The organism is Hominisplanchenecus faecis (assembly GCF_020687205.1).
Lineage (GTDB): Bacteria > Bacillota > Clostridia > Lachnospirales > Lachnospiraceae > Hominisplanchenecus > Hominisplanchenecus faecis.
On record NZ_JAJEQE010000016.1, the window covers coordinates 31,294 to 50,329 of the forward strand.

General features: G+C 44.9%; 7 protein-coding genes. All 7 read left to right on the top strand.

All coding sequences use genetic code 11. The features are described from left to right. The 7 genes from LKD42_RS06580 (at position 1) to LKD42_RS06610 (ending at position 19,031) form a co-directional block, all read left to right on the top strand. Positions 1-1,836, top strand: coding sequence for a DUF2194 domain-containing protein (locus tag LKD42_RS06580; RefSeq protein WP_147632710.1), 1,836 nt, complete (start codon positions 1-3; stop codon positions 1,834-1,836). Positions 1,837-1,853: 17 nt separating this feature from the next. Continuing rightward, positions 1,854-2,267, top strand: coding sequence for a DUF3492 domain-containing protein (locus tag LKD42_RS06585; protein WP_248835185.1), 414 nt, complete (start codon positions 1,854-1,856; stop codon positions 2,265-2,267). A 95-nt stretch (positions 2,268-2,362) separates the two neighbouring features. Beyond that, entirely contained in the window at positions 2,363-3,679 is a 1,317-nt protein-coding gene (locus LKD42_RS06590) for a helix-turn-helix domain-containing protein (RefSeq protein ID WP_248835194.1), read from the top strand. A gap of 253 nt (positions 3,680-3,932) precedes the next feature. Continuing rightward, positions 3,933-11,891 carry a hypothetical protein gene (locus tag LKD42_RS06595; protein ID WP_248835186.1) on the top strand — a complete coding sequence of 2,653 codons (7,959 nt, stop codon included), beginning with the start codon at positions 3,933-3,935 and terminating at the stop codon, positions 11,889-11,891. A gap of 14 nt (positions 11,892-11,905) precedes the next feature. Next, positions 11,906-12,820 carry a hypothetical protein gene (locus LKD42_RS06600; RefSeq protein ID WP_248835187.1) on the top strand — a complete coding sequence of 305 codons (915 nt, stop codon included), beginning with the start codon at positions 11,906-11,908 and terminating at the stop codon, positions 12,818-12,820. After that, positions 12,766-18,375 carry a leucine-rich repeat protein gene (locus LKD42_RS06605; RefSeq protein ID WP_248835188.1) on the top strand — a complete coding sequence of 1,870 codons (5,610 nt, stop codon included), beginning with the start codon at positions 12,766-12,768 and terminating at the stop codon, positions 18,373-18,375. The genes LKD42_RS06600 and LKD42_RS06605 overlap by 55 nt, the downstream gene beginning before the upstream one ends. 71 nt (positions 18,376-18,446) lie before the next feature. Next, positions 18,447-19,031 carry a sortase family protein gene (locus tag LKD42_RS06610; RefSeq protein WP_173896279.1) on the top strand — a complete coding sequence of 195 codons (585 nt, stop codon included), beginning with the start codon at positions 18,447-18,449 and terminating at the stop codon, positions 19,029-19,031. The last annotated feature ends 5 nt before the right edge of the window (positions 19,032-19,036 follow it).

Genomic DNA, 19,036 nt, shown 5'->3' on the forward strand with positions numbered 1-19,036 from the left:
ATGGTTTCAAAAAGAAAATTTTTCAGTATTGTGATTATGATGGTTGTACTGTTATTCCTGACTCAGTTTTCCATGGTACTGCGAGATCAGGCAAACCAGTATGATGCCAATGCCAGTCTGTCTGAGCGAAAAGCAGACGGAAAAGAGGTCATCGAACAGTCGGAAGCAGAAAGAAAGGATCTGTCTTTACTCATTTCGGAAAAAAGCGTGCTTTTTATCGGCGATGTTTCCGGTGCTATGGGAACGGAGGTAAAGAGATGGGCGGACTATGTGAAGTGGGATATGTTTTCCGTTAAATCCATAGACGAATACATTCAAAGCAAGGCTCATCTTCCGGAAATGATCATTCTGGAATCAGAAAAGTATGCACAGGGAGAAGATCTGGACTGCCTGGAGCGTTTTCAGAAACGGGGAGCGATCATTGTCTTCGGATGTCTGGAAGATCCGACTCTGATCGAAAATAATGAAGAACTGATGCAGTTTCTCGGAATCAGTAAGGTTGTTTCAGAAAAAGTAAAGCTTAATGGTGTAAAGTTATTTGAAGGACTGCTTCTTGGCGGAGAGCAGATTTATGAAACACCGGTCAAAGATGACGAGAAAGACAGGCAGGATCTGACGCTCGATGTGCCGTGGTATCAGGTTGGAAGCGGCACCAAGACCTATATGGTCGGAATGTTTAAGGAAGAAACCAGCAGGGATATCAAAAATGAAGATCTGCCGACGCTGATCTGGAGAAATGGTATGTACCGGGGCAGTATTTTTGCAGTGGTCGGCGATTATTTAAAAGATGGCACGGCCAGCGGGATTCTGGATGGAATGCTGACAGAGGCATCAGAGTACAGCATTTATCCGATCGTAAATGCACAGAATCTGTCGATGGTCAATTTCCCGGGATTTGCGGATGAAAATAATGCGGAAATGATGGAGCTGTACAGTCAGTCGGTGACCGGAGTCGGACGTGATGTTATCTGGCCGACCCTGATCTCCATTGTGGAACACAGCGACCTGAAGATGACTTGCTTTATCCAGCCCCAGGCAGATTATAAAGACGGGATTGAGCCGGACAGTGAGTTCCTGGAGTTTTATCTGAAACAGTTCAAGGAGCAAAGTGCCGAAGCAGGTCTTTCCATGGAGTATAAAAGTGCAGATTCGCTGGAGGAAAAAGTGGATCGTGACGGCGAATTTTTTGCAGATGCAGACAGTGATTATCGCTATGGTGCAGCATTTGCGGAAGAACGGGATCTTACCGATGTGCTGAATTTATCGGAGATAAAGCTGCTGAAAAATGTCAGTACGCTGATCTGTGAGTATACCGAGAAGCATCCGGTCGTGTCCTATGCTTCGGACTCGATCACACTGCAGTCGGTAGTCGGTGACGGCATGCATTATACATACAGTGCGGATCTTCGCATGCGAAGCATTCAAAGTGCACTGGGGTATACGAATATCATGCTGAATCTGCAGGATATTTTCTGGCCGCAGAACGAAAAAGACCGCTGGGAGATCATGGAGAGGCGATTTGCGAGCAATCTTCTGACCTACTGGAATAAATTTAACTGTTTTACGGCGACGACACTTTCCGAGAGCGACCGGAGGGTGCGTACCTTCCTGAATGTGGATTATACGGAATCGCGGGAAGAAAATGTGATCACTTTAAATACGACAAAAGCGGACAGCTGGTTTATTTTGCGGACGCACGGAGAAAAGATCGAGGACATCGAAGGCGGAAGTCAGACAAAGATTGAAAAAGATGCTTATCTGATCCATGCGGAAGATCATACCGTAAGGATACAGGTTGACGAACCGGGGCTTTCCTATGATTCCCGGCATCAGTGATAAAGAAGAGGAAGAACATGAAGGTTTGTATTGTAGCAGAGGGCTGTTATCCTTATGTGGTCGGAGGCGTTTCCGGCTGGATCAACAGCATGATCAAGTCATTTCCAAATATTGAATTTATTCTGCTGACGATCGTGGCAAACAGATCCGTGCGAGGCAAGTTTGTGTATGAACTGCCGGAGAATCTGACGCAGGTCTATGAACTGTATCTGGAGGACTGCGAGTGGGAAGAAGGAGAGAGAGAGCGAAAAGTACGAAAGCGTTTCCATCTCTCGAAGAAGGAACGCACCGAGCTGACGAATCTGGTTATGAACCGGAAAATCGAATGGGGTGTGATCTTTGATCTGTTCCAGCGAAAAGGCGTGTCGGTGGATAATCTTCTGATGGGACCGGATTTCTTTCAGATTGTCCGGGAGTGCTGGCCGGTGTGATGCAGATTTGCAGCAGATGGTATTCTGTGTTAAAATAGAGGGGCGAAAAACGGGAATACAGGGAAAGATGGAAAATCATTACAGAGGTGAAAGAGATGGAGGAAAATGCAAAATCAGAGGAGGAGTCATTCAAGACTCCGGGGGAACGTATCGTAAAACTGTGTGAAAAGCAGCAGATCTCCCAGAGGGAGCTGGCAAGGAGGATCGGTGTGACATCTTCACAGATCAGCCGTATTTTAAAAGGGGAGACAAAAACGATCAACAGTGATATGTTGATGGCTCTGGCACAGGAGTTTGGCGTATCCACGGATTATATTCTTGGAATTGTGAACAATCCGGAAAATACGCAAAGTGTGGAAAATACAGAAAACCTGGCAGCAGAATCAAAGGACATGGAGGAACGCAGGGAACAGCCGTTTCACACGCCGATGCTTCTGATGAGTTCTGCTTTTCCGCTTGGCGGCTGCATAGATTTTATTGAGTCACTTGCAGATCAGGACGAAAAGATGATGGCGTACGCAGAATATTATTATTTCAGCGGCCATCACGAGAAGGCGGTAGAATATGCGGAAATGTATCTGGATCATCCGGATATCATGCTGAAGATGTCGGCCTGCCTGATCTATACATTTGCAAATCTGTCGCTGAACCATATCCATTCGGCACGGATGGGGCTGAACAGGCTGACGGAGAATCTCGATCAGGTGATGAAAGGAAATACGGATCGGAAGGCAAAGGCATTTGGTGTCTTTGCAGCTGTCGCGGCACACACACTTCTGCATCTTCCGGTTGGCGATATTCCGCCGCTGTCAGATTATGTCGGAGAATTCGAAAAAGGAAAACAGCTGTGGGGTGTTTACGTGCTTGCACATAAGGCATATCTGGATCGGGAATATCAGCGTTCTCTTGGCATCGTGGAGGCATGTCTGATGACGACAAAAGAGATGTATCCGATCTCGATGATCTACCTGAATCTGGTGGCGGCAATGGATGCCATGAATCTGATGCAGACAGAGTTTGCAAAGAAATATTTTATGCAGGCGTGGGAGATCGCAAGACCGGATGGTCTGATCGAAGGCATCGGCGAACACCACGGACTTCTGCAGGGGCTGATCGAGACTTGTCTTAAGAAAGATTATCCGGAAGATTATGAGCGGATCATCGCAATTACTTATAAGTTCAGTTTTGGCTGGCGGCGGATCCACAACCCGGACACGAATGAATATGTGGCGGATAATTTAACAACCACAGAGTTTACGATCGCCATGCTTGCGAGCCGCGGCTGGACAAATCAGGAAATCGCTGATTATATGAAGATCACGTCAAGAACCGTGAAACAGCATATGACCTGTATTTTCAACAAAATAAGTATCTCCAACCGAAAACAATTAAAAGACTACATGCTGAGATGATGCCGAATGTTTAAAAAATTGCGGGACTTACTTTGTAACGGAGCAATTCGTAGCATCATTATAAAATAACCAGACACTACCTGAAGTTAAAAAAGAAAATTTTTCTTTGTAAATGGACATTCTGAAGAGGAAATGTCCATTTTTTTTGTCAAATGGACGATGTCTGTAAAAATTTTTTGAAGTAAAATATAAAAAAGGAAAATGTGCCGGGGACGGCACAGGGAGAAAATTAAAACAGAAGGAGGCGTAGTTTATGGAGAAATTAAAGCCAAAGATCTCGAAAAAAGTCAAAAAAGTTTTAAGTTCCGTGCTGGCGGCAACGCTTGTGCTTGGAAGTGTTCCGGCGAGTACCTTTTTGGGTGATGCCATACAGGTGCGTGCGGCGGCGTCTTACAGTCCGCAGAAGTATGGTGTGGGCGTACTGTGCCGGGATCTGACGACCGGAGACAAGGCAAAGGAAATTTTCAATGCACTGGTACGGTGCAAGTCCAAGAAAGAGGATTCGCTTTACGGCAGTATTTACAACAATGTTGGTATGGTGAAATACAAATACAGCAAGACGAAAGCCGGCTCCGGGGAGACATTTTCAGTCAAAGTGCAGAAGGACTATCCGGTGCTGTACAATCAGTCCGGACAGATCAGTCAGAATCTGATGGCATACATAACGAATGATAAACATAAGAATTTCGGACATCACTGGGGAAACCGGACGCAGTACGGGAAAATTATCTTTGGTTATCCGACCAATGCAAATAATAACAGTTTCTGGCTCGGGCAGAGCTACAATACAGGCGATCATAATTCAGATGGAAGCTGGACGGTCGGGGATCGTGATACCTGGGCAGCATTTCGGCCATCGCTGGGAGAAAATAAAAGAGCAGCTCTCTATGTGACTACGAAGAAGGGCTGCGGCAGCTGCGGAAGTGCCAAGATCCAGAATGTATCGATTGCATTTAAGGATGAGACCGCTCCGAAGATTAAGAGGATCACGATCACGAGTGATAAAAACTCTGACACACCGGCCTTGTATTTTAAGGAAGGTCAGACGATTTATGTAAAGGTGAAATTCAGCGAGTATGTGCGTCTGGCAGATAACAATGCAGGCAGTACACAGTCAAAAAACATCAGACTGGCGTTGTCGCTTGGACAGAAAAATACGGCAGATGTGGCAACTGCGTATGCGAATCTGGATACTTTGAAAGATGATATTGCAATATTTTCTTATAAAGTTCCAAAAACCATTGATAACAAAACGGTAGATTTTTATGTGTCCGGACTTGCGGATATCGGCTATCAGACATCGATCATTGATCAGAACGGCAGCAAAAATTATGACCGAAATTTTGTCGGTTATGATGGGGGTACCTTGTCTAATGGAAGTGGGACGATGAAAAAACTGAAAGCAGCTGTTGGGAGTTCCAATTATAACACACTGAAAAAAACAAGCAGTGCCATCACAGACCTTGCCGGCAATCCGCTCAGTCTGGACGGATTTCGCAATGTGAAAAAAGGATCCGCAGGATGCAGCGTGACAAGGGCATACCTGGATACGGTAAATCCGATCGTCGAAACAGTTTCGATCACCACGAACCAGAAAAACCAGACACAAAATGCAAACGAAGCCAATTATCTGAAGACCGGAACGACCGTGACGGTATCTGCTGTTTTAAATGAACGCATCCAGAAGATCAGTGATGCCAACCGGAAAAAGATCATCGCTTCTTTAAATATCAAAAAGAAAGACGGCAGTCCGGTGAAACTTGAGGCAAAATATGTTTTTGATCAGTCGTCAACCGGAAAAACGGTTGTCATATTCAAGGATTTTATCGTGGATCGGGATACGGTTTTCCAGAAGCAGGATAAACTGAACTACAAAAAGAAAACGGATTATAAAGTGACGATCACGGAAATTGCAGGACTGAGCGAGATCAAAGATTATTCCGGAAATACACTTTCTGTGGCAAATGATCTGAGAGGCAGTACAAGTAAAGATTTCTATCTGGATAACGAAGCTCCGACGATCATGATCGACAGTCAGGCTGTATCAGAAACAAAAACGTATGAGATGGCGAGAATGACGAAGTCAGAAGATGAAGTGTATTCTCTGGCGTTCAGCGTAAAAGATTATGATACGGTGAGCGGAAATACTTCCGGGCCTCTGGCATCGGGTGTGATTGGCGGAAAAGCCAGCATGACGGTGAACCTTCAGGGACAGGGAGATGCCAATAAATTCTGGTATTATGCATCACAGACGGCACTGAAAGAAGATGAGATCGACCAGACAGGATTCCAAGAGGCACAGTCTGGAAAGACAAAGATCGATCTTGATCTGACCAATGATACAACAGATCTTCATCTGTATCTGAAATTCGACAAAAATATTGATTATTCTTCCGTAAACAACGGAGTCAATGTGCAGGTATCTGCAAGTGATATTAATCATAATACAAAGACCGTAACAGCAAAATACAGCTACACGGCAAAAGACAAGATCGCTCCTGTGATTTCTTATGAGAGCATACAGCTCAAAGAAAACAATGACAACAGTGCATATCAGGAAGCCGTTGTGAGAGTTAAAGATGCAGGCGGCATCAATATCGACAACATCCGCTACTTCTGGCTGGAAGAAGGCAGCACGCTTCCGGGAAGTGACAAATTTACTGCGGCAGCTGTGGGGGATGTGACGGTTGTGAGCCAGTCCGGCGATAAGGTGACCGAGTGCCTGGTTACGATCCGTACAAAAACAGTCGAAGCAAACCAGACTTATCAGGCAGCACTTTATGTCTCGGCAGCCGATATCGCAAAGAATGAAACCATAAGCGAAAAACTTGCAGATGCGACAATCGACCGAAATATTCCGGCAGTGGAAATTATAACACCGGAAACAAAAACGAACGAAGCAAACAAAGAATCTTCGCTGAAAGTCCGCGGACCGATCACTTCTTCCGCAAATGAAGCGGAACTGTTTGTGGCAGTAAAAGATCCGATCGAACAGGATGCTTATTTTATCCGCAGCGTGTCAGGAAAGGCATCAGAAATACTGATCGATAACGAAGAATTTTTGGATGCGGCAAAACTTCCGTATTCTTCCGGATATCAGAGCAGCGAGACCGGAAAATGGTCCTACGGAACGCTTATCATGACCGGAGATCAGAAATATGAGATCACGACAACTTACAACAGTTTAAATGATGCAAATGCGGCGACCGTAAGAGAACGTTTCCTGGCGATCAGCGGAAATAAATACTATGGAAATGTAACCGTTGCAGCAGGGTCCGGTTTTAAGAGCAGTGCTTTTGCGACAAGCGGAAATAAAAAAACATTTGATGCATCAAAAGGAAAACTGGTCACAAAGACCTTTACCATGACTCCTGACGAGTATGGATTTTCCGATAAGAAAGATGTAAAAACCGGAAGTTATCAGATCGATCGGACACCGGCAAATACCGTGACGATCAAAACAAAGGATAATGCAAATTATGGGCAGCAGGTAAAACGGGAAGATTTTGGAGATGCATACAATCCGGAGGTAAACGGAGCAGAATATCTCTCCACACTTACCGGGGCAGCATTTGACATCAGCTTTGCAAATCAGAGAACCAGCCATTTTGTGATGGATGATATGGATTATGCATCGCCGAATACCTATATCTGCCTGAAACAGACAGAAGGTGATAAGGAAACCGAAGTTTACCGGTGGAATATTATAAAGGGAAAATCCAGCCAGACGGTAGAAATTCCGGAAGGTCTGACACTGCCAAACGGACAGTATAAACTGGAAGTTTCTGTCAGCAACAAACAGGGTAATTCGGCAGAACCGGTCATTACGACGGAGCAGTATGACAACATTTATCTTTATAATTATGATGCTGATATGACAGAAGCATTTGGTATCAGCAAAGTGACGGGAAGTATTCATTTTGCAGCAGAAGATCCATATCAGGGAGCAGATAAAGTTCCGTACTATGGATTTGCCGCAACCGGAACATATGAATTTAACCGGACCGTTGTGGATGACCAGAAACCGGATTTTACCGCAACCGGAGCGGATGGCTATACGACAGATGTTCTCTATCTTGGAAACTGTGCAACATCTGAGACAACGGAAGGGATTACTTACAACCGCAGCATTCAGTTTACGGTAAACGGCATGGAAGATTACGATGTCGGCAATTACTGGATCAAAGTCTGGGCGGGTGATAACGAGGCTTCTGCGAAATGGTTCCCGCTTAAGGATTATGATGCAGAAAATAAAGTGATGATGTTTGACGTAAAGCCGACGGATGCAAAAGCAATGTTCCAGGTGGAGGATGCGGCAGCCTTTTATGCAGGCGGATATGCAAATGCAGATGTATGTGCAGTTCCGGTCTTTGAAGGCAGCAACACGATCTCTTATGAACTGATGAACGTTGGAGGCGTAAAGTCACAGCGTCACGAAGTGGAGATTTATTATTCTGCAAAAGCACCGGATTTCAAAATAGAAGTGGAAGAAAGTAAGACTTCCAGGCAGAGTATTTCTGCAGCAGTAACAGAAGCAGACAGTACGATGGTTGCAAAAGATCCGGAAATGTATGAAGTGAATCTTTCTGCTTCTGATGACACTGCGGATACGCTGATAAAAGAGAGAAGTTTTGCTTATACAGAAAACCAGCGACACCTGTATTATCTGCTGGATGGATATGGAAACTTAAGCTATCAGCAGTTTTATATCACAGATGTGGATCATACGGCACCAACAGCAGAGTTTACAGTGTTAAAAAGTGCCACAAGCGAGATTACTGCAACTGGCACAGACAGTAGTGCACAGAACGAAGGAGAAACGGATGAATATATCACAAATCCGAGTTTTGAAATTGAGATCCGCGACGATCGGAATCTGAAAAATGCAAATATTCAGCTGATCATCGATGGAAAAGATCCGATCCACGTGGTACAGACAGACGATGGATATGGATCTGACTGGGATGGCTCTTATTACTGCGGTATGGAGTTCACAAAGGATATCAACCAGAGTCTGGGTTTTCTGAGTGAAAATTATCTGGTGAATAAAGATGGCAGCCACACCCTGCGTCTTATGGGAGATTTCAAGGCAGACATTGATCTTTCCAAAGAGAAAGGACTTCATATGCCGCACAGTATTGAGCTGAGGATTGTCGATGAGGCCGGCAATGTCATGGAAACGATTTCTTCCAAAGACCAGGACTTCTACGGAATCAACCAGCGGCCGAAGATCCGCAGAATGGATGTTTATCCGCAGGACGGCATGGTAAACTTTGAATTCAATATGGAAGTCCATATCAAAAAAATAAATGGGATCGAACTTCCGCAGATCATGTACAGATACATCTATTATGGCTCGTACTTTATGCTTGGAAGGGCAAGAGATATGCTGCGTCAGTTTGATGTGCCGGTGGACGACGAAAACGTCTTGCTGAAGGATTACTGCGGAATCAGTAAGGATGGAACTTACGAGATCGAGTATGAAGATATTTATGGAAATTCATATACGGAGCAGTTTACACTGGAGGACTTTTTCGGAGATTATTCGGCACAGATCCAGTACAGCACGACAGAGAAAACAAAAGAAGATGTAGTGGCAACGATCGAAGGTGTCAGCGAAAACGCACAGATTTCTCTGAAAAAGGCAGATGATACAGGTGAAAGTAGTACGGATGACAGCGAAAACAAAGAAGATACCAGTGACGCTTATACGATCAGCTGGAATAAGCAGAAATCAAAGGCAACGATCGTGTTCCACAAAAACGCAAATATTACATTTGAACTGACCATTCCGGGAGCAGCCGAGCAGAAAACGGTGGATTACAATGTTACGGTAGAAAACATGGATAAAGATGCACCGAAGGATGCAAAGGTTTATTGGAGACTTCTGGAGAACGGAGAAGTACAGGAAGGAAATACACTGGATATTTCAAATCTTGAAGATCAGAGTACCACAGACGGTATTGAAGTCTGGATCGCTTCCGAGAGTGAAGATCTGTATGCTGCAAATGGAAAGGAATTAAAGCATACGTTCCTCTATTCGGAAAACATGGAACGAAGCTATACCTTTGAATACAGTGATGAGTGCGGAAATGAAGGTGCACCGATTACGGTTACACTGCCGGATGAGCTGAACATGAAGCCGTATGAAGCACCGGTGGAAGAAGAAGGTGCTTATGAAAAAGACACAACACCTCCGGAAGTCGTTGCGGAAGTCTATGCGGTCTATGACGGACTGGCAAGTTATTTCAGTTCCTGGACACCGTCAGAAGATGCCTTTGCCGAGCTGGCAGAAAAGATCGGATACAGCGGCGGTTATAAGATTTCTTATACCATTTCTGATGACAGCCGGACGAAACTGATCGTGAAAAACGGACTGCAGGCAGATACGGGAAAACTGAATTTCAACAGTACCTCAGATCAGATTGATGGTGTGAAACTGGATGCGAACAATAACAGCCTGCTTATCACAAAGCCGTGTCAGATCACGGTGATTGCGATCGATCAGGAAGGAAACATATTCTGGCACAGTCTTGAGGCTGCGAAGATCGACCAGGAAGTACCGACGGTCCACGTGGAAAAAGAAGGTATCAGCTTTACTCGCATGAGACTGAAATTCTATGCAGATGACAATTCTGATAAAGACAACGAAAAAGGAACCATCCTTCCGGTGACGTCGGGACTGCAGAAGGGCATGGATGACAAGGGCTATTACTATTTCCGGGAAGTAGAAAATAACGGAACCTACGATACTGTTTTTAAAGACCGAAGCGGCAACCGGGCAAAGATCAGCACAAAAGTAACGGAGATCGACAAGGATGCACCGAAGATCAGCGTATCTTCCTGGAGTCCGTGTTATGTCAAAGACGGAGAATCTTATGAGAAACTGCCGCCGATCGAACCGACAAACAGCTCCGTTCTGCTGAGTCTTGATTTTAACAAGACAGTATCGAAACTGAAAGTATACTATAAACAGAATGATAACTGGGTAGAAGACAATGGAACATTCTCAAAGACAGGAATCGAGCTGGGCGGAAGAAAAGGAAACGTAGAATTTTTCGCAGCGGTTCCAGGAATGGTTAAGATCGTGGCGACTTCGCCGAACGGTGTTTCCGGTGAAATGACCGATATCGACCTGGTTGACATCATTGATAAAAATGCACCGACGATCACAGTGACACAGAAACTGGAAAACAACCAGATGAACGTTATCTTCCGCTCCGATGAAACCGTGTTTGTAAGCGGCGGCGGTCTGAACAGAAAATATGGCGGCAACACCAATATTTCTTTGGCAATCAAAGAAAACGGTGTATATGATTTCACATTTGCGGATGCAGCCGGAAATATGACGCAGCAGCAGATCACGGTGGATTCGATCGATGAAATACCTCCGGTTGTCTACGCATCCGGCATTCCGGAAACGTACATCCGCTCAGAGGACTGCAGCGTAAAGGTTACGATGTCCGAGGCAGGAACGATCACGTTCCGCGGAAAAGAATATCCGGTCAAAGCACCGACGGACAAAAACGGCGATGGCGAATTAAAAGGAGATGAACTGGACTGGATCACACTTCCGATCACGACAAACGGAAGTTATCAGGTCAAAGCAACCGATCAGGCAGGACTGGTTTCTTACCGTGTACTGGAGATCCAGTATCTGGATGATATTGCACCGAGTATTCAGTTTGACCGCTCTGTTGTAAATGTTTTCCAGGGAACGACTGCCGAAGAATTAAGAGAACAGCTTCTGGATGCGACGACATTCCGGCTCTGGGATAACATTGATTCGAATCCGCAGATTTCACTGAAAGACATGCTGACGGAAAAACAGATGAACGAGCAGGGTATTCATGAAGTCACATATTTACTGAGTGACCGTGTGGGAAATGAAAAACTGGTCAAACGGTATGTGAAAGTCATCAGCTCGGCAAATCTGAAGATCACGGCAAACGGCGAATCACTGCTTCCGTGTGATACGACGATTCTGAAAGAAAATCGGGCAGATCTGGTACTGGAAAAATCCAGAAGAACCGGTGAATCCTTTAAGGTATATTACAAAAAGGGAATTCAGAAAGCCGGAGCGATGAAGAAGGCAGATGTTGTGAAAGACGGTAAGCTGACGGATCTGGAGGCAGGATTCTATACGCTCTATATTGTAACGCAGAATAAAGAAACGTATCTGACTTATATTTATATTGATTTAGAACAGTAAAGGAGGGCAGGTATATGGATAAGAGAAAAAACAAGATATTTTTAAAGAGGGCTTTCAGTCTGATGCTTTCTGCGGTTGTGCTCTTTACGGGCCTTCCGCTGGAAATGCTGGCGGCACCGCAGAGTATGGAGAGTAAAGTGGCGGATGAAGATGTGCTGCTTTTGCAGAACGATTCGATATCTGTCCGCATGTCAGGTAAAAACGGCGGATTTTATATCTCAAATGTGGAAGGTGATAAGACAATAAAATCCGACAATAACAAAGATCTGCTGTACCACAGCGATGATTATGACACTTCATTTACTTCCTTCCGCATAACCAGAAACGGAGAGACAAAAGATTACATTTTCGGCGGAGATTATTCTTTTGAAGGAATAAAGTCCGGCGGTGTAACCGTTTCGCAGGATGCAAAGGGACTGTCAGCAAAATGGAGCCTGGGTGAACTGGAATTCACCCAGCGGCTCGAGCTGGCAAATACCGGATCAAACGAACACGGCATGGTCATGATCAACTACGATGTACAGAATCATGGCAGTGAGGACGTAAAAGTTGAGGCGAGAATGCTGCTTGATTCGGCCGTCGGAGATCAGGATTTTGTATATTATGAAATTCCAAATACATCTTATGACAGCGATATTATCAAACGGGAATGTGTGCTGGATGCAGCGAATATTCCGACTGCGTTTTATGCATACGATGACATTTACAGTCCGACGGCAACGGCATCAACCGTAGTCTCTTCCAAAGGAATGTTAAAAAAGTCGCTTTTGCACACTGGAACTCTCTGGCGGCGACCGGCTTTGATTTTGCCCCGGATGAGACTCTGGATTTTACAAGCGATGGCAATGATCAGTACGGGACAGCAGATAGTGCCATGGCAATGTACTATGATCTTGGAACGATCCAATCGGGAAAAGAAGGAATTGTAAACACATACTATGGAGTATTTTCCAATGAAAAAACAGATCTTGAAACAGATCAGGTAACCTTCAATATGACTTCACCGTCCGTTCTGGATCTGTCGGCAGACGGAAAAAATTATGTTTCTACCTGCAACCGCAATACAGACGGAACCTTTAAAGAGGACGGCATCATTGATATTCAGGCAACTTTAAAAAATATTTCTGAGAAAAACGATTATAAAAAAGTAGTCATCGCAGCTTATGCATCAGAAGGTCTCACACCGCTTGACGAAGATCAGAAAGAGCCAATCTACGAGACCAGCTATGCAGTGCCGTATCAGAGCACTTATGTGGATTTCACGAGGGGAACGGAGATCAAGATCCCGTTTTATTTCCGGGCGAAAGTGGACAGTGCATCCAGCTATCGAAAGATTACGTTCCGTGTGTTTAACCTTCCGGATTCTACGGATGCGAGACTGTTATATGAAAATCTTTTGTATGAAGGTTCTACTTACATTCTTTGCCCGGGCGGAAACGGCGAACTGCCGAAGATCACGTTTCACAGTGCGACACCGGAGATCCTCTATAATGATCTGACGAGACATCTCTATGTGAGCGGCAGCAATTTCACCATGCTGGAGGATAAGAGCCGCTACACACTGTATGCACAGGGAGCAAGCGACAGCAAAAAGTACGAAATTCCATCAGAAAACATTTTGATCGATCCGCAGGAAAACAAACTGGATATTCTTTTTACGGAGAAGATGAAACCGGACACATATCAGCTAAGTTTTGATTGGACAGAACCGCCGACCGGCGTTGACAAGATCACAACCGGCGATGCTCTGAAGGTGGTCATGTCGGATGACATCCGCTATCGAAATGATTATTACGGGATTCTCGCAGTTGTGCAGGAAAAAGGCAAAACAGGGGATCAGGCAAAATATCAGCTGAAAACCTATGCAAGCGAAGAAGCTTACGCAGCAGATAAAAACAATTACGAAGAAACGTTGCTGTTCTTCCAGGGAAGCTTTATCAAAGATGATACCTTTGATAAAGGTGCGGACGGAACAAATGTGAAATACGTTGCAAAATCGATCAGCGGCGAAAAAGACAAAGTTGTGATCAACGGCTGTATCGATGCCCTGAACGGTACCGTAGAAGTCAGCCAGAAGGACGGCGTGATCAACACAGATTTTAATGATATTACATTAAATGCTTCTGTAGAGAACACTAGGATCTACAAGGGTAATGCTGCGTTTACAAGCATCGAAAACGGAACAGAATACGGACTTGTGCCTTATAACATGAACGGAGAAGAGATCGAAGGTTTTCAGGATGAGGAGATCACCCTGATTTATCCGGCGGCATTAAATGGTCTGATGACGATCGCCGGGATGGCATTTAATCTTTCTTTTGCAAGGCTTGGCATGATGTATGACGGCGATGCAGATCGGGTGGAAGAACTGAAGGTGGAGGATGCAGAAGGGTTTGTGATGTCATTCTCCGCACAGCTCGACTTAAGCTTTCTGATTCCGACATCCAAAAGAGGAAACACCGGGGAAAAGGTTGATAAAGTAAATCAGAATGTATTTGCAAATGACGGAGCAAAAGCAGATACGCTCCGCAATGCGTATAAAAAAACTTACAAACCGACCGGCAGCTCTTCCGGTTCTCTTACAAAAAACAATAAGAAAACAAAAGTCGCAAACAACCAGAATAACAAAAAAGAAGGGGACGATGATGGCGATACCGATGCAAAAGTAGAGGTAAAAAATGTACTCTACGGCATGAATCAGGGATTTATCGGAGTGAATTTCTCAGCCGAAGTAAAAATTCCGGGCTACACCGATTCCATGCCGAACATCGAAGGAACGCTGGAGGTCAACACAGTGAATGACTGGTCGATGGGTGTGGAAGGAAGTGCATCGTTCCTGAAATCCATCACGCTGGAGATCAAACTGGGGATAAAGAGTAAAAATAAGATCCCGGTTGTGGATAACCTGTATTTCTATGTGGAAGGTATCAAACCTGGCATCAACCTGGATTCCTTCGGTGTATGCTGGATCATCGGCGGTGGCGGCGGATTTGAAAATCTGTATGATACGATCTTCTGCTGCAGCGAAGTACCTCCGATCAAACTGCTGCTGAGCGTATCGTTTAATCTCTTCCAGGTGCTGGAGGCCCGTGCCGATATGAGCCTTGGTCTGACAGGATTCGGCATCAAGGTTTCGAACCTGAAAGTGGCAAACACGGACATCAAGATCATGGAATATGCGAAACTGGAGACACAGTGGATCCCTTATTTTAAGACGCTGGTGCAGTGCAGCATCAACTATATGGGCATCATCGATGGCAAGGGCTATATTGTGATTGATGCCAGCAGTGATGCACAGGAAGCGTTTGAAGCTTATGCACAGGCGATCGTCAGCATTCCGGATGTGATCCCGCTGATCGGCGGTATCCAGATCGGCGGTGCGGCACTTGGACTGAACACAAAGCGTATCTGGGGCGCACTGAAAGTTCTCGGATTCTCAACCGGTATTTCTTATGCCTATGGCGGTGACCTCTCCTTTGGCTCACAGGCAAAAGTAAATCCAACCTATCCGCAGTATCTGGAAGAAGCAAGAAGCACAGAGGGTATTTCCGGCAGATGGTACGCCGTTGGCTATGATGAAGAAAAACAGGATATGCTTTACATGAGCATCGGCCCGAATATTTATCAGAAGGATTCAAGCGAAAACAGCACCCTGGCAGATGCAGACGGAAAAATCAGCTCCAGCCTTCGCTCTGATATTACAAGAACCACGCATAACGTAACGCTTGGCAATTTCCAGGACGGCGTGGCACAGGTTCTGAGCATTGCATTTTCAGCAGAATCACTGGAAGAGGCAAAAGCAGGAAAAGAAGGACTCAAAGTTACCGATGAGAATGGAACGCCATATCCGCTCCAGTATTATGACAATGACAAAACCGATGAACAGAATGAGACTGCAAATGCCAACTTTACTTATGACGAAGAGAAGAAAGAAGCAACCCTTGTTGTCTCCTTTACCGATCCGCCACTGGCAAATAAAACTTATACGATAAAAACAGCAAGTTCTTCTGAACTGATCCTCTATGGCGTAGATCCGCTTCCGGAGGTCACCGCAGTTCAGATGGATAAACAGAACTACAGCAACACAGATAATAAGATAAATCTGACATGGACAGGAAACGACAAAATGTCTGATCTGGAGAAACTTGATATTTACATTCTGGAAAATCCGGATTCGGAAGAAAACGGCGGTACACCGATCGCTTCTCTGACAGGAGCGGATATCGCAAAAGGAAAGGCTGCGATCACAATCCCGGATACGATGGAAAGCGGAAAATATTATGTAAGACTTGTGTACAGTCAGGAAGAAGTCACAACCGGAATCGTTGATACTGCAAATGCATTTGCCTATACGAACAGCAGCCAGCCGGAGACGATCACAGCGATCCATGCGGAAAATGCAGGCGATCTGCAGATTCGTGCTTCCCTTGATACGGTAACGGATGACAAATGTCAGGGTGCACTGTTTAAGGTTTATGAAGTCGGTGCAAATGGCGAAAAAGAAGAACTTTCAGATTACAATGTTTCTGCCGTAAAAGACGAAGAGAATCAGATCTATGCGGTGCTTGGCGGCAGCAGCGAATCCAGAAGTGTCGATGAAAACGGAAAAGAAACCGTTGAGACCATCGGACTGACTGCCGGAACGAAATATGTGATCAGTGCGACACCATTTAACAAACTTTTAGACGGTGACGGCAATCTGACCGGTATCGTTTACGGAAAAGAAACGTTTGGCGAAGTCCTTACCTTAAATGAACCGCAGAAAGCAAAGATCACACTTGCAGCGGATCAGAAGGTTTATCAGGTTGGAAGAAGCGAAAATGAAAAAGATGAGGATGGAAATGTCACAGAAAAGATTGTGATGTACGACACGTATGCAGCATCTTCTGTCAACTTCACGGCAAAAGCCGATATGGCAGTGTCCGGAACCTGGGTGCTGGACGGCGAAGAAGTAAAAACAGGAACGTTTGAACATACATCAGAAATTGCCATTCCATTAAAAGACCTGGCAGACGGAGATCATACCCTTCAGATTTACGGCAAGAATGAAAAAGGTGACGGTTTCGATCAGAGTTTTGTATTTAACATCGATACGACACCGCCGACCCTGATGCTGACCTCCCCGACCAATGGATCTGGATTTGCAGAAGACGGCACGCTGACGATCAGCGGAATCACGGAGCCGGATGCAAAACTGACCATTACGGTGGACGGCAAACCGCTTGCAAGAGAAAAAACGCTTGGGGATCTTGGGACAGCACTTGGCGAAGGAAATGAATTTGCTTATGAAGTGAACATTGGCAGTGGTTATTATAAAAAAGAAGTAGAGATTACAGTAAGCGACGCAGTCGGAAATAAAGAGACTGCAAGAAACAGCGTATACAATGATGGCATGGGTAATATTAAAAATCTGGATATTGCATTAAGTGCAGATACAACCGAAACCACACAGAAACAGTGGATTTCCTACACCAATAAAAATCTGTTCCTGAAAGATGCAGACGGCGTAGAAGTGGCACTGCAGCTGTGTGCCGTGACCGAAAATGATCAGAAGATCATCCTCAATGATCTGGATACGGTGGATCTGGAAGTGCATGCAGTTTCCGGAACAGCCGCGATCGAAGGCAACAAACTGACTGTTTCCAAAGACGGCCATGGATTTGTGCAGGGCAGATGGAACCTGGCAGACGGTGCGGCAATGACGGCCTCCTTCACTTACGGAGCAGAAGTCTTAGGGCAGATCGAAGAGGAAAAAGGTCTTCAGGTGATCTACCATGCAAACGGCGGAAGCGGTGCGATGACAGATCCGAACAGTCCGTATAAAAAATACGATACCGTTCAGGCTGCAAACTGTGGATTTAAGTATAACGGCATGGAATTTGTCAGCTGGAATACAAAGGCAGATGGCAGCGGAACTACGTATCTGCCGGGTGATAAATTCTATATCATAGAAACGACAGAACTGTATGCAATCTGGAAAAAAGTATCCAATCCGACGACCGAAAAACCGTCAACGGAAAAACCGTCTCCGACTCCATCGGATAAGCCGAAGGATGTAGTTATTGGAAAAATTTATCCGGTTGGCAAGGCAAGATATAAAGTGACATCCAAAAAGGCTGTCATGCTGGTATCCTACAAAAAGCCGGGAGCGAAGAAGATGAATATTCCGTCAACGGTCCGCATCAACGGCAGACAGTTCAAGGTGACGGCAATCGGTGCAAATGTATGCAAAGGCAACAAGAAGCTGACAACGGTAACGATCGGCAAGAATGTAAAGAGCATTGCGGCAAAAGCATTCTACAAGAATAAAAATCTGAAGAAGATCAATATCAAGTCAGTGACGATCGCAAAGATCGGTAAAAATGCATTTAAGGGTATTCATAAAAAAGCCGTCTTTGTGGTACCGAAAAAAGCAAAGAAAAAGTTAAGGAAAAAACTGACAGCCAAAGTCGGATTCCAGAAAAAAACCATGAAAATAAAGTAATCATTCGGTGAAGGTTAAAATGCCTGCAACTGAATGACTGCGAAGACAAAGAGACTTGGGGGGAGATTTATATGGCAGAAATACAAAAAAAATGTGCGGAGAAACAATTAAAAATACGTACCGGAAATTGGTTCCTGCCAGGGCTGATGATCGTGCTGCTGCTTTTGGGGGCAGCAGCCGTCACCTGCCTTCATTTTGGAATACAGGATCAGAAACGGGCAGCCAGACTGCTGGATGAAGCAAAACAGGAAAGAGAAATTTTGCTGGAAAACGTCAAAAATCCGGACCGGGATACCTTTTTGAGTGTGGAAGGTAAAGTGGTGGTTGGATTTTTGCAGATTCCGTCACAAAATACAGAGTATGCCATATTAAATACCTTTGATGCAAATACTGCATCATTCTCACTTTGCAGAGATGGGACATCCATGCCGTGGGATACGGAGGGCATGACCGTATATGGAATTGCTGCATTTACAAAAAACCTGTCAGAACTTCAGGTGGGAGATCAGCTGATCTTTGAAGATCTGGCAGGCACACAGTACCATTATCAGTATATAGAAAAATCCGAAGAAGTGATCGATCACGGAATCCAGATCATTTCTTCGGACAAAAACAAAAACGAAAAAACAACATTTCAGTTTAAATTTTTTTCCTGAAATTC